Raw genomic sequence first — 12,174 nt, 5'->3', positions numbered from 1 at the left:
CATTGAATGAGGGATCACCATGAGAAACCCTGAGCACCACCGTCCCTGGCGCGGCATCCTCGTCGCCACCGCCCTCCCCCTGCGCGCCGACCTCTCGGTCGACCACGACCGCTACGCCGAGCACTGCGCGTGGCTCGTCGCGAACGGCTGCGACGGCGTCGTGCCGAACGGCTCGCTCGGCGAGTACCAGGTGCTCACCCCCGAGGAGCGCGCCCGGGTGGTGGAGACCGCCGTGGCCGCGATCGGCGGGGAGCGGGTGATGCCGGGCGTCGCCGCGTACGGCTCGGCCGAGGCCCGCCGCTGGGCCGAGCGGGCGGCCGAGGCCGGCTGCGCGTCGGTGATGCTGCTGCCGCCCAACGCCTACCGCGCCGACGAGCGCTCCGTCCTCGCCCACTACGCGGAGGTCGCGAAGGCGGGCCTGCCGGTGGTGGCGTACAACAACCCGATCGACACGAAGGTCGACCTGGTGCCCGAACTCCTCGCCCGGCTGCACGGCGAGGGGCTCGTCCCCGCGGTCAAGGAGTTCTCCGGTGACGTCCGCCGCGCCTACCGCATCGCCGAACTCGCCCCGGAGCTCGACCTGTTGATCGGCGCCGACGACGTGCTGCTGGAGCTGGCGGTGGCCGGCGCCAAGGGCTGGGTGGCCGGCTACCCGAACGCCCTGCCGCGCGCGTCGGCGGAGCTGTACCGGGCCGCGCTGGCCGGTGACCTGACCACCGCGCTCCCCCTGTACCGGCAACTGCACCCGCTGCTGCGCTGGGACTCGAAGACGGAGTTCGTCCAGGCGATCAAGCTCTCCATGGACGTCGTCGGGCGCTACGGCGGCCCGGTGCGCCCGCCGCGCGTGCCGCTGCTTCCCGATCAGGAGGCCGCGGTCCGCGCGGCCACCGAGAAGGCCGTCGCCGCCGGCCTGGCGTGAGAGGAACCGGACCATGCGCAGCAAGCTCGTCCTGCACGCCGTCGACTCGCACACCGAGGGCATGCCGACCCGCGTGATCACCGGCGGGATCGGCACCATCCCGGGGGCGACCATGAACGAACGGCGGCTGTGGTTCCGCGAACACCGCGACGACGTCAAACAGCTGCTGATGAACGAGCCGCGCGGACACGCCGCGATGAGCGGCGCGATCCTCCAGCCGCCGACCCGCCCCGACTGCGACTGGGGCGTGGTCTACATCGAGGTCTCCGGCTATCTGCCGATGTGCGGGCACGGCACGATCGGCGTGGCGACCGTGCTGGTCGAGACCGGAATGGTGGAGGTCACGGAAGCGGTGACCACGATCCGGCTCGACACCCCGGCGGGGGTCGTGGTCGCCGAGGTCGCGGTGGAGGACGGCGCCGCGCGGAACGTGACGCTGAGGAACGTGCCGTCGTTCGCCGTCGCCCTGGACCGCGAGATCACCCTCCCGGACGGCCGTACCGTCACCTACGACCTGGCCTACGGCGGCAACTTCTACGCGATCCTGCCGCTCGACGCCTTCGGGCTGCCCTTCGACCGCGCGCGCAAGGACGACATCCTCGCGGCCGGCCTGTCCCTGATGGACGCGATCAACGCGGAGGCGGAGCCGGTACATCCGGAGGACCCCTCGATCCGGGGCTGCCACCACGTCCACCTCCACGCGCCCGGAGCCACGGCCCGGCACTCCCGGCACGCCATGGTCATCCACCCCGGCTGGTTCGACCGGTCCCCGTGCGGCACGGGGACCAGCGCGCGCATGGCGCAACTGCACGCGCGCGGCGAACTCCCGCTGCACACAGAGTTCGTGAACGAGTCGTTCATCGGCACCCGCTTCACCGGCCGGCTGCTGGGGACCGCGGAGGTCGGCGGGGTCCCGGCCGTACTGCCCAGCTTCACCGGCTGCGCGTGGATCACGGGGACCGCGCAGTACCTGCTTGACCCGACCGATCCGTTCCCGGAAGGGTTCGTCCTGTAGCGTCCTCTACACTCACCCCGGTGATGCGTGACATGGCACAGAACACCCAGGGCGCCCAGATGCCCGCGCTCCCCCGGCTCGGCGGCCGGCGGAGCAGCTACCGCGAGCGGGTCGCGGACGCCCTGCGCGCCGCGCTGATCGCGGGCGAGCTGCGGCCGGGCGAGGTGTACTCGGCGCCCTCGCTGGCCGCCCGGTTCGGCGTCTCGGCCACCCCGGTGCGGGAGGCGATGCTCGACCTGGCCAAGGAGGGCCTGGTCGACACCGTGCCCAACAAGGGCTTCCGGGTCACCGCCGTCTCCGACAGACAGCTGGACGAGTACACGCACATCCGGGCGCTCATCGAGATCCCCACCGTGGTGGACCTGGCCCGCACGGCCGACCGTGTCTCCCTGGAGGCGCTGCGCCCGGCGGCCCGGGAGATCGTCACCGCCGCGGTGGCGGGCGACCTGATCGCCTACGTCGAGGCCGACACCCGCTTCCACCTCGGGCTGCTCGCCCTGGCGGGCAACGCCCACCTGGTCGAGGTCGTCGCCGACCTGCGCAAACGCTCCCGTCTGTACGGCCTGACCGCGCTGGTGGAGGCGGGCCGGCTGCTCGCCTCCGCCGAGGAGCACCTGGAACTGCTGGACGCCCTGCTGGAGCGCGACGAGAAGGCCGTGCACACGATCATGACCCGGCACCTGGGGCATGTGCGCAGCCTGTGGGCGGCGACGGACTGACCGGCGTACGGCGCCGGACATCTCACGGCCAGGAATCCGCGCCGCGACGGTTTTTGCACGATCCGGCACCCCGCACGGAACAAAAATCGGCGATTTTGCGCCACATCGGCACATCCTCGACCATGGGACGCGTCCCGGTGATCCCGGGAACATCAGTTCCATGAGAGGCGCACCACCCATGCACAACACCGGAACCGTCCCGCAGTCGGCTCCGGCCCCCGCGGAGATCCCCGCGGAGACCCCCACGGCTCCCGTCGAGGACCCGCACGGCGACACCGGCAGGCATGCCCGCCGGTTCGGCCTGCCCGTCGCCACCGCGCTGGTCATGGGCAACATCATCGGCGGCGGCATCTTCCTGCTCCCCGCCTCCATCGCCCCCTACGGCACGGTCAGCCTGGTGGCCTTCGGGGTGCTGACCGTCGGCGCCATCGCGCTGGCCCTGGTCTTCGGCCGGCTCGCCGCGCGCGACCCGCGCACCGGCGGCCCCTACGTCTACGCCCGCGAGGCGTTCGGCGACTTCGCGGGCTTCCTCGCGGCCTGGTCGTACTGGATCACCACCTGGGTGTCGAACGCCGCGCTCGCCGTGGCCGCCGTCGGCTACCTCGACGTGCTGATCCCGGTGAACCAGCACCGCTGGACCGCCTGCCTGGCCGCGCTGGTCCTCCAGTGGCTGCCCGCCCTCGCCAACTTCGCGGGCACCCGGTACGTGGGTGCCGTGCAGCTGGTGTCCACGGTGCTGAAGTTCGTGCCGCTGCTGCTCGTCGCGGTCGGCGGGCTGTTCTTCTTCGACCCCGACCGGCTCGGCCCGTTCAACTCCAGCGGCCAGGGCGCGATCGGCGCGGTGTCGGCGTCCGCCGCCCTGCTCCTCTTCTCCTACCTCGGGGTGGAGTCCGCCGCCGTCAGCGCGGGCGAGGTCAGGAACGCCCGCCGCAACGTGGGGCGCGCCACCGTGATCGGCACCGCGGGGGCGGCGCTGGTGTACCTGCTGGGCACGCTCTCGGTGTTCGGCACGGTCGCGCACGACCGCCTGGTGACCTCCACCGCGCCGTTCTCGGACGCCGTGAACACGATGTTCGGCGGCAGCTGGGGCGGTACGGCCGTGGCACTCGCCGCCCTCGTGTCGATGACCGGCTGCCTCAACGGCTGGACCCTGCTGAGCGCCCAGACACCGTACGCGGCGGCCCGCGACGGGCTGTTCCCGAGCGCCTTCACGCGCCGGCGGCGGGGCGTGCCCACGGTCGGGGTGGGCGTGACGGTCGTCCTCGCCTCGCTGCTCACCGTCTACAACTACTTCTCCGGCTCGGGCAAGGTCTTCGAGGTCCTGGTCCTGGTCACCACGTTCACCGCGACCGTGCCGTACCTGCTGGCCGCCGCCGCGCAGATCTTCCACCTCGTGTCCGGCCGTCCCGAGGCCGTCGACCGGGCCCGGCTGGTGCGGGACTGCGTGGTCACCGCGGTGGCCGCCGCCTTCTCGGTCTGGCTGATGGCGGGCGCCGGCTACGCGGCGGTCTACCAGGGCGTGCTGTTCCTGTTCGTCGGGATCATCGTCTACGCGGTGATGGCCGCGCGCCGGCAGCGCAAGCAGACGATGCCCTCGGCGACCGGTCGCTGACGTACCGGCCGGCCCCCCTCAGGCGCCGCCGGACGCCGTGCGCGGGGGCGTGCTGCGCACTCCCGGCCGGTACTTGGGGATGCGGATCGTGATCTTCATGCCGGCTCCGACGCCGGTCTCGATCACCAGCCCGTGGTCGTCGCCGTAGACCTGCCGCAGCCGCTCGTCCACGTTGCGCAGCCCGATGCCCGTCGACGGGCTGTCCTCGCCGCGCAGGATCCGGCGCAGCCGGTCCGGTTCCATGCCGACCCCGTTGTCCTCGATGACGATCCGGGCCAGCGCCCCCTCGTCCAGCGCGGTGATGCTGATCCGGCTGCGCTCGACGCTCTCCTCCAGCCCGTGCTTGACGGCGTTCTCCACCAGCGGCTGGAGGCACAGGAAGGGCACCGTCACGGGCAGTACCTCGGGGGCGATCTGGAGGGTCACGCGCAGCCGCTGCCCGAACCGGGCGCGGACCAGCTCCAGGAACTGCTCGATGGAGCGCAGTTCCTCGGCCAGGGTGGTGAACTCGCCGTGCCGGCGGAAGGAGTAGCGGGTGAAGTCGGCGAACTCCAGGAGGAGCTCGCGTGCCCGCTCGGGGTCGGTGCGGACGAACGAGGCGATCGCCGCCAGCGAGTTGTAGATGAAGTGCGGGGAGATCTGCGCGCGCAGCGCCCGGATCTCCGCCTCGATCAGTCCCGTGCGGGCCCGGTCCAGCTCGGCGAGTTCGAGCTGGACGGAGATCCAGCGCGCCACCTCCTCGGCGGCCCGCAGGAGGGACGCCGACTCCCGGACGCCGAGCACGACGAGGGCGCTGAGCACCCGCCGGTCGACGGTGAGCGGCACGGCCGCGCCCCAGCGCACGGGACAGTCCGGGTCCGGGCAGCCGACGGCGAAGGTCTGGGCGCGGCCGGTGTCGAGCACCTGACGGACCCGGACCAGGACGGTGTCCTCGTGGTGCCGGCCCGGCCCGTCCCAGGCCAGCGGCCGGTCCCGGTCGGTGAGGCCGAGCGCGGCCGTGCCGAACAGCGGCCGGAGCCGTCGTACCGCCTTGCGGGCCGCGTCCTCGGTGAGGCCGGCGCGCAGCGGGGGCGCGGCCTCCGACGCGGTGTGCAGGGTGTGGAAGGTGGCGCGTTCCACGGGGGTGCCGGGGTCCGCCCCGCCCTCCGCGGCGCGGCGGGCCAGCAGGCGCCCGGCGGCGAGGCCCCCGGCGAACAGCAGCGGGGCTCCGGCGGCGAGGAGGGCGAACTGGTTCACGCGCGGGCCCCCTCGGCCGCGGGCCGGTGGGTCGTCATGGGGTGGTCACTCCTCGGCGGGTGGGGGGCGCGCCCTGGCCGGCGGGGCGTTCGGGCAGGTGGAGGCGGGCCATGGCGGCCTCGGTGCCGGCCGGGATCCGGTCCCGGGTGGCCATGGAGACCAGGAGCATGGTCAGGAAGCCGAGCGGTACGGACCACACGGCCGGCCAGGCGAGCAGGGTGTGCGCCCAGCCGTCGGTCAGGGGCCCGGCGATGGTCAGGGCGACCGCGACGAGGGCGCTGCCGCCACCGGTGAGCAGCCCCGCGATGGCGCCGGGCGCGGTGAGGCCGCGCCACCAGATGCCGAGCACCAGCAGCGGGCAGAAGGAGGAGGCGGCCACCGCGAAGGCGAGGCCCACGGCGTTGGCGACGGGGAGGTTGCCGGCGGCCACGCTCACCGTGACGGGCACGGCGACCGCCAGGAGCGTCGCCAGCCGGAAGTGGCGGACGCCGAGCGAGGGCAGTACGTCCTGGCTGAGCACGCCCGCGACGGACAGGGTGAGCCCGGAGGCGGTGGACAGGAAGGCGGCGCAGGCGCCCGCGGCGATCAGCGCGCCGAGCAGGTCGCCGCCCGGTCCGCCGACGAGGCGTTCCGGCAGGACGAGCACGGCGGCGTCCGTGGTGCCGGTGAGCAGCAGGTCGGGGGCGTAGATGCGGCCGAGCAAGCCGTAGAGGGGCGGCAGCAGGTAGAAGCCGCCGACCAGGGCGAGCACGATCACGGTGGTGCGCCGGGCGGCGCGGCCGTCGGGGTTGGTGTAGAAGCGGACGAGGACGTGGGGCAGCCCCATGGTGCCGAGGAAGGTGGCGAAGATCAGCCCGTACGTCGTGTAGAGCGGGTGATCGTCCTTGCCGCCGGACAGGGGCGCCGCCCAGCTGGAGGCTCCGGTGCGGCGTCCGTCGTCGGACGCGCGCTCGGGCACCGGGGTGTCCGGCGGGAACCGGAGGGTCGTCCCGGCCCGGACCTCGTGCACCCCGGGGTCGAGCAGCAGGCGGCCGTTGTCGTAACCCTGTCCGTCCACGGCACCGGTCGCCACGGCCCGCAGCGGCGTCTCGATCCGGATGCGGACGGTGGTCTCGACGGTGACCTGGGTGTGCCGGCGGAAGGTCGGCGGTTCGTCCAGGGCGCCGGCGGGGCGCGGGTCGCCGTGCCAGGCGAGCACCAGGAAGATCGCGGGCACCAGCAGGGCGGTCAGTTTCAGGCAGTACTGGAAGGCCTGGACGAAGGTGATGCTGCGCATGCCGCCGGCGGCCACGGCCAGGGTGACGACGACGGCGACGAGCACCCCGCCGAGCCAGCGCGGTGCGCCGGTGACCAGGCCGAGGGTGAGACCCGCGCCCTGGAGCTGGGGCAGCAGGTAGAGCCAGCCGACGCCGACGACGAGCACGCTGGCGACGCGCCGGGCGGCCCTCGACTCCAGCCGCGCGTCGGCGAAGTCGGGCAGGGTGTACGCCCCGGAGCGGCGCAGCGGGGCGGCGACGAACACGAGCAGCACGAGGTAGCCGGCGGCGTAGCCGACGGGGAACCAGAGCATCTCGACGCCCTCGGCGGCGACGAGTCCGGCGATGCCGAGGAAGGAGGCCGCCGACAGGTACTCGCCGCTGATGGCCATGGCGTTGAGGTACGGCGGAACGGTACGGGAGGCGACGTAGAAGTCGGAGGTGGTGCGGGAGATGCGCAGCCCTGTCGAGCCGATCACCAGGGTCGCGACGACCGCCGCCGACACGGCCACGATGCCGTACGTCTGGTTCACCAGGCGGCCCCCGCGCGGCCGGGCCGGTGGTGCGGAGCGTCGGTCACCGTCAGGCCCTTTCGGCGAGGTCCGCGGTGTCCCGTTCGTTGCGTTCGGCGCGTACGACGTACCAGCGGCCGATGACGACGAGCGCCGGATAGACGGCGACGCCGAGAACGGCCCACACGATCAGCGCGCTGCCCGGCCGGGCCCCCGTGTCCGGCCGGGCCGTGAGGACGAGGGGCAGTGGCCCGAGGAGGACGACGAGCAGACCGAACGCGAGGAGGCCGAGCCGGAGTTGACGGCGTATCAGGGTGCGGAGGGCGAGGGATTCGACGGCCGGGCCCTCCTCACCGGCCCGGACGGCGCCGGGGCGGGCGTGACCTTGGCCTCCGTGGCCCCCGTGGTCCACGCGGGCCGCACGCGGAGTCCCCGTGACCACTTCACGTCGAGGAGTCCCAGGAGCACCCATGCCGCGTCCTCCGACCGCGATGATCACACGTCGCAGTGGAGTGTACGCACCAGGGAACCAAAGCGACAGCTTTCGGTCAGCGACCGTTGCCGGGCTGGTCCGTCGTGGCCTTCTCGACCAGCAGATCCCGCAGTTCACGGGCGCACCGGCGGCTCACGACCAGCACCGTCGCGCCGATACTGACCGTCAGCCTCCCCCCGTCGACCCGCAACGCGTCGATGCGGGCGAGGGAGACGAGATGGCGCCGGTGGATCCGCACGAAGCCCTTCGCCCGCCAGCACTCCTCCAGCGTGGACAACGGGATGCGCACCAGGTGGCTGTCCTGGCGGGTGTGGAGCCGGGCGTGGTCGCCGTGGGCCTCGGCACGGGTGATGTCGGCGACGGGCAGGAACCGTGTGACGCCCTCGCGCTCCACCGGGACGCCGTCGGCGAGCGGCCGGGGCCCGGAGCGCCCCGGGTGGGGGGCGCGGTCGGCCGCGACCAGTTCGGCGACCCGCCGCACCGCCTCGGCCAGCCGCTCGCGCCGCACCGGCTTGAGCAGCCAGTCGACGGCCCGGAGCCCGGGCGCCCGGAGGGCGTACTCCTCGTGCTCCGCGTACGCGGAGACGAAGACGACGCGGGGCGGCTCGGCGCGACCGGCGAGCAGCCGGGCGAGGTCCAGGCCGCTGAGACCCGCCATGCGGACGTCCAGGAACACCGCGTCGACGTCCGCCGCACCGTCCGTCCCCCGCCGGCCCAGCCGCCGCAGCGCCTCGGCCGCTTCGAGGACTCCCTCCGCCGATCGCACCCGGGGATCGGCCCGCAGCAGGAACAGCAGTTCGGCGAGCGCCGGTTCCTCGTCGTCGACGGCCAACACCCGAAGCATGGCGACTCCCCCAGGAAGCGGACGGGCGGGGGCCGTGGGCGTGCGGTGTCCCCGTGCAGGAGCACGGGGCGGGGAGCCGACGGGTTCAACGGGACGGAGGCGTCCGGTCCCCGGGCACAGCACAGGGCCGGCTCCGGATGACTCCGAAAACCGGCCCTGGTCCACGACTCTCACGAGTCGGGACGACAGGATTTGAACCTGCGACCCCTTGACCCCCAGTCAAGTGCGCTACCAAGCTGCGCCACGTCCCGCCGCGGTCTCACGCGGAGCGTTCCGCGTGATCACGCAGGTCAACCCTACCGCACCTGAGCGGGTGCCCGTGTCGCCCCCGGTACGGCGTCCGGGACGGACGGCCGGCCGGTGCGGTGGACCGGGACGAGGAGGGCGGCGCCGGTCGCGGCCAGGCAGAGGACGGCGAGCAGGGCCCAGCCGTGGGTGTAGCCGGAGGCGTACGGCAGGCCCGAGGGCTGGAGCCGGCCGGTGACCAGGAGGCTGGTGAGCGCGGCGCCGATCGAGCCGCCGATGGTGCGGATGTTGGCGTTCATGCCGGTCGCGGCGCCGGTCTGCTCCGCCGGCACGCTGCCCACGATGAGGTTGGCCATCGAGGCGAAGGCGAGTCCGATGCCGAGGCCGAACAGGCCCGAGACGACGGCCACCTGCCACTGCTCGTCATGCCACAGGGTGAGGAAGCCGCAGGCCAGCGCGCCGAGCGCGGCCCCCGTGGTGAGCAGCGCCTTCGCGCCGACGCGGGGCTCCAGGCGGCCCGACAGGACGCCGGAGAGGAACATCGCGACCAGCATCGGCAGCATGAGCAGTCCGGACGCGGTGACGCCGACGCCGAAGCCGTAACCGGCCGCGGACGGCGTCTGGACGAAGCCCGGCAGGAAGGACCAGATGGAGTACATGCCGGCGCCGAACAGCAGCGCGGCCGTGTTGGTCGTCCACACCGCGGGCAGCCGCAGCACCCGCAGGTCGATGAGCGGGGTGCGCGAGCGGGCCTCGGTCACCAGCCACACGCCGAACAGCACGACGGCGGCGGCGAACAGACCGAGCACCTTCGCCGAGCCCCAGCCCCACTGGCCGGCCTGGCTCAACGGCAGCAGCAGGGCCACCAGCCAGCCGGAGAGCAGCACGGCCCCGCTCCAACTTACCTGCCCCTCCGCCCGCTTGGGCGACTCGGGGACGTAGCGCAGCGCGATGAGGACCGTCGCGGCGACGATCGCCACCGGGATCCAGAACAGCCAGCGGTAGTCGAGCGCGGACACGATCGGACCGGCGGCCACGATGCCGACCCCGCCGCCCGCGGCGATCACGGCGGAGAGGTTGCTGATGCTGCCGCTGACCTCGCCGGGGGCGAACTCGTCCCGGATGATGCCGAAGGAGAGCGGGAACAGGGCGCCGCCGACGCCCTGGACGACACGGGCGATGATGAGCACGCCGATGTTCGGGGCGAGCGCGGCGACGAGACAGCCCGCGAGGACGGTCAGCAGCACGGCGACGAGGGTCCGCTTCTTGCCGACGAGGTCGCCGACCCGGCCGAGGATCGGGGTGAAGACCGAGGCGGACAGCAGGTAGGCCGTCATCACCCAGGTCGCGGTGGACTGCGAGGCGTGCAGGGCGTGTTGGACGGTCGGCAGGGCCGGCGCGATCAGCGACTGGAGCATGGAGAACACGCCGGCACCGGTCGCGAGGACCGCGAAGGTGAGGCGGGTGGACGCGCGGGGCATGAAGAAGCCTCTCCGAAATCAGGGACGCGGAGGGAGAACAGGGACGCGGAGGGTCGGTACCGAGTGGGCCGGGCACCGGGGGCGCGGTCGTACGGGCCGCGCCACGGAGATGCCCGGAGCCGGCTCCGCGGGCCGCGTCCGGCCACGGCGGAGCCGACCCCGCACTGTTAAAGTGGAGGTATGCCTCCACTGTAGCGGAGGTACCCCTCCGGTTCCAGTCGATTCCCTCCCGGGAGGCAGCAGTGACGGCCACGCCGTTCCCCGTCGGCGAGATCGTGGCGGCCCGCCGGCCGCACCGTAAGGACGCCGCCCGCAACTACGACGCCCTGCTCGACGCGGCCCGCGAGGCGTTCGCGGAGCACGGCGCCGACGCCTCCCTGGAGGACATCGCCCGCCGCGCGGGCGTCGGCATCGGCACCCTGTACCGGAACTTCCCGACCCGCCGCGACCTGTTCGAGAGCGTCTACGCCGACGACGTCAACGCCCTGTGCCGGGCGGCCGTCGAGCTCGCGGACCGGGAACCGTGGGAGGCGCTGACGGCCTGGCTGAACCGGTTCTCCGGGTACATGGTCACCAAGCGCGCCGTGCGCGAGGCCCTCGACGGCGAGTCGGACATCTTCCAGTCCTGCCGCGACTCCATGTTCGCGGCCGGCGGCCCCCTGCTGGAGCGCGCGCAGCGGGCCGGCGCCGCCCGGACGGACATGGACTTCGGTGATCTGGTGCGGATGGTCGCCGGGATCACGGCGACGGCGTTCGAGGACGACGCCCAGCGTGACCGGGTCCTCGCCATCGCCCTGGACGGAGTCCGCACCCCCCGCTGAGCGCACCGGTCCGTGGGCCGCCCGCCCCCTACTTGATGAGCGCGTTCGCCACCACCACCACGACCCCCAGGCACGCGTCCCCGAGCCCCATGAGGACGGCGGTCGGCCAGCGGCGCCCCGACCAGCGGGCGGTGACGAGGCCGATGCCGAAGAGGATCACGATGTTGAGGACGAACGCCACGTACTCGACGCCTTTCGCGGGCCACCACCCCCAGCGCGCGCCCGCGAGCAGGAAGACCGTGGGCAGCACGGCCGTGACCAGCGGCCACTCGTTGCGCATGGCGAGCAGGACGTCCCACCGGCCGTGCGGGGCGCGCTCGGCGATGTAGTGGGCGTAGCCGTGGGCGAGGGCGGAGGCGCACGCGGTCACCAGCACCCATGCCGCGTCGTAGCCGCGGACGTCGGCGGACGTGTGCCCGTACTGGGTGAGCGCCGCGACCATCGAGCTGGCGAGGACGGCGCCGTACACCCCGCCGAACAGGACGATCTCCCGTGTGTCGTGCTGCCGGGGCGGCGCCGGTCCGGCCGCCGTGGAGTCAGCCATGTCCCCACGATCACCCGGGCCCCGCGCCCCCGCCAGCCGGCGCTCCCCGACGAAGTGTCCCCCGACCAGGCCCGATGCCCCACACACTGTCCATGGCGGCGCGGCTGCCGCACCGGCCAGGGTCGGTGGCATGACGCACAGCTTCGCGCTCCACATCCCCGACGCCGACCTCGAACCCGAGCCCCTGGACCCGGGGCTGATCGTGGCCGGGAACCCCGAGGTGACGGGGAAGGTGGTGTGGGAGTCGGCGGACGGCCGGCAGCTCCGCGGGATCTGGCAGATCACCCCGGGCGTGGTCACGGACACGGAGGCGGACGAGGTGTTCGTGGTGATCAGCGGCTCGGCGACCATCGAGGTCGAGGGCGGGCCGACGCTGAGGGTGGGGCCCGGCGACATGGCGGTGCTCCGCGCGGGAGACCGTACGACGTGGACCGTGCACGAGACGCTGCGCAAGGCCTACGCGATCAACCTGTGAG

At 73.5% G+C, this 12,174-nt stretch carries 12 protein-coding genes and 1 tRNA gene; 6 read left to right on the top strand and 7 right to left on the bottom strand.

The window, feature by feature from the left end:
* The first annotated feature begins 19 nt into the window (after positions 1–19).
* The 4 genes from IE273_RS34980 (at position 20) to IE273_RS34965 (ending at position 4,265) form a co-directional block, all read left to right on the top strand.
* Entirely contained in the window at positions 20–919 is a 900-nt protein-coding gene (locus IE273_RS34980) for a dihydrodipicolinate synthase family protein (protein WP_189819147.1), read from the top strand.
* Positions 920–932: 13 nt separating this feature from the next.
* Positions 933–1,934 (top strand): proline racemase family protein, encoded by a 1,002-nt coding sequence (locus IE273_RS34975; RefSeq protein ID WP_189819146.1) that lies wholly within the window; start codon positions 933–935, stop codon positions 1,932–1,934.
* Between the two features lie 32 nt (positions 1,935–1,966).
* On the top strand, positions 1,967–2,653 hold the full coding sequence (locus IE273_RS34970) for a GntR family transcriptional regulator (RefSeq protein ID WP_229887847.1): 687 nt from the start codon (positions 1,967–1,969) through the stop codon (positions 2,651–2,653).
* A 178-nt stretch (positions 2,654–2,831) separates the two neighbouring features.
* The gene (locus tag IE273_RS34965) at positions 2,832–4,265 is read left to right on the top strand and encodes an amino acid permease (RefSeq protein WP_189819182.1); all 1,434 of its coding nucleotides are present in this window, start codon (positions 2,832–2,834) and stop codon (positions 4,263–4,265) included.
* Positions 4,266–4,283: 18 nt separating this feature from the next.
* On the opposite strand, the gene IE273_RS34960 is transcribed toward IE273_RS34965, so the two are convergent.
* The 6 genes from IE273_RS34960 to IE273_RS34935 form a co-directional block, all read right to left on the bottom strand.
* Positions 4,284–5,501, bottom strand: a complete 1,218-nt coding sequence (locus tag IE273_RS34960; RefSeq protein ID WP_189819145.1) for a sensor histidine kinase — start codon at positions 5,499–5,501, stop codon at positions 4,284–4,286.
* A gap of 34 nt (positions 5,502–5,535) precedes the next feature.
* Positions 5,536–7,290 carry a sodium/solute symporter gene (locus IE273_RS34955; RefSeq protein WP_189819144.1) on the bottom strand — a complete coding sequence of 585 codons (1,755 nt, stop codon included), beginning with the start codon at positions 7,288–7,290 and terminating at the stop codon, positions 5,536–5,538.
* A gap of 49 nt (positions 7,291–7,339) precedes the next feature.
* Positions 7,340–7,741 carry a hypothetical protein gene (locus IE273_RS44055; protein ID WP_229887846.1) on the bottom strand — a complete coding sequence of 134 codons (402 nt, stop codon included), beginning with the start codon at positions 7,739–7,741 and terminating at the stop codon, positions 7,340–7,342.
* A gap of 76 nt (positions 7,742–7,817) precedes the next feature.
* Complete coding sequence (locus tag IE273_RS34945; RefSeq protein WP_189819143.1) at positions 7,818–8,606, bottom strand: LytR/AlgR family response regulator transcription factor; 789 nt, start codon at positions 8,604–8,606, stop codon at positions 7,818–7,820.
* Positions 8,607–8,783: 177 nt separating this feature from the next.
* Positions 8,784–8,857, bottom strand: a tRNA-Pro gene (locus IE273_RS34940).
* 45 nt (positions 8,858–8,902) lie between these two features.
* Entirely contained in the window at positions 8,903–10,333 is a 1,431-nt protein-coding gene (locus tag IE273_RS34935; RefSeq protein ID WP_189819142.1) for an MFS transporter, read from the bottom strand.
* 242 nt (positions 10,334–10,575) lie between these two features.
* Between IE273_RS34935 and IE273_RS34930 the strand changes: the two genes are divergently transcribed.
* A complete protein-coding gene (locus tag IE273_RS34930) occupies positions 10,576–11,154 on the top strand; it encodes a TetR/AcrR family transcriptional regulator (RefSeq protein ID WP_189819141.1) in 579 nt (192 codons plus the stop codon).
* A 28-nt stretch (positions 11,155–11,182) separates the two neighbouring features.
* Here IE273_RS34930 and IE273_RS34925 read toward each other — a convergent pair whose 3' ends face one another.
* On the bottom strand, positions 11,183–11,698 hold the full coding sequence (locus IE273_RS34925; RefSeq protein WP_189819140.1) for a hypothetical protein: 516 nt from the start codon (positions 11,696–11,698) through the stop codon (positions 11,183–11,185).
* 130 nt (positions 11,699–11,828) lie between these two features.
* Here IE273_RS34925 and IE273_RS34920 point away from each other — a divergent pair, with 130 nt between their 5' ends.
* Positions 11,829–12,173, top strand: a complete 345-nt coding sequence (locus tag IE273_RS34920) for a cupin domain-containing protein (protein ID WP_189819139.1) — start codon at positions 11,829–11,831, stop codon at positions 12,171–12,173.
* Position 12,174 lies beyond the last annotated feature (1 nt).

The organism is Streptomyces olivaceoviridis (assembly GCF_014650115.1).
GTDB classification, from domain to species: Bacteria; Actinomycetota; Actinomycetes; order Streptomycetales; family Streptomycetaceae; genus Streptomyces; species Streptomyces olivaceoviridis.
Note: the sequence above shows the minus strand (reverse complement) of the source record. Positions and strands in the feature narration are given on the sequence as shown.

What these genes read in the sequence shown, in the direction of transcription:
- IE273_RS44055 (WP_229887846.1), bottom strand. Translation starts at nt 7,741, where the DNA reads ATGGGTGCTCCTGGGACTCCTCGACGTGAAGTGGTCACGGGGACTCCG.
- IE273_RS34925 (WP_189819140.1), bottom strand. Translation starts at nt 11,698, where the DNA reads ATGGCTGACTCCACGGCGGCCGGACCGGCGCCGCCCCGGCAGCACGAC.
- IE273_RS34965 (WP_189819182.1), top strand. Translation starts at nt 2,832, where the DNA reads ATGCACAACACCGGAACCGTCCCGCAGTCGGCTCCGGCCCCCGCGGAG.
- IE273_RS34945 (WP_189819143.1), bottom strand. Translation starts at nt 8,606, where the DNA reads ATGCTTCGGGTGTTGGCCGTCGACGACGAGGAACCGGCGCTCGCCGAA.
- IE273_RS34935 (WP_189819142.1), bottom strand. Translation starts at nt 10,333, where the DNA reads ATGCCCCGCGCGTCCACCCGCCTCACCTTCGCGGTCCTCGCGACCGGT.
- IE273_RS34970 (WP_229887847.1), top strand. Translation starts at nt 1,967, where the DNA reads ATGGCACAGAACACCCAGGGCGCCCAGATGCCCGCGCTCCCCCGGCTC.
- IE273_RS34920 (WP_189819139.1), top strand. Translation starts at nt 11,829, where the DNA reads ATGACGCACAGCTTCGCGCTCCACATCCCCGACGCCGACCTCGAACCC.
- IE273_RS34975 (WP_189819146.1), top strand. Translation starts at nt 933, where the DNA reads ATGCGCAGCAAGCTCGTCCTGCACGCCGTCGACTCGCACACCGAGGGC.
- IE273_RS34980 (WP_189819147.1), top strand. Translation starts at nt 20, where the DNA reads ATGAGAAACCCTGAGCACCACCGTCCCTGGCGCGGCATCCTCGTCGCC.